At 54.9% G+C, this 273-nt stretch carries 1 tRNA gene; it reads right to left on the bottom strand.

From position 1 onward, the window contains the following. A tRNA-Met gene (locus ACT6Q8_RS25530) sits at window positions 1–74 on the bottom strand. Window positions 75–273 lie beyond the last annotated feature (199 nt).

Here is a 273-nt window from a genome sequence, read left to right as displayed (position 1 = left end):
TTGCGGGGGCAGGATTTGAACCTGCGGCCTTCAGGTTATGAGCCTGACGAGCTACCGGGCTGCTCCACCCCGCGTTACCAGTGTAAATCCCTATGGGATTTATCGCGACTGCATCACAGGGAAGCTGTGATGCCTACTGCCGGAGCAAATTGCCGAAGGCGATTTGTCTCCTGTGAGGGACGCACGAGGCGTTTGCCTTATGTTTTGTATCCCGGAACGACTAAAGGCCGCTATTAGCGGCCCTTTTGTATCGGCTGGGCCGAAGTTTGATTT

The sequence above is a fragment of the Niveispirillum sp. genome, assembly GCF_052437035.1.
GTDB lineage: Bacteria > Pseudomonadota > Alphaproteobacteria > Azospirillales > Azospirillaceae > Niveispirillum.
This window is presented reverse-complemented; position numbering and strand designations above follow the sequence as displayed.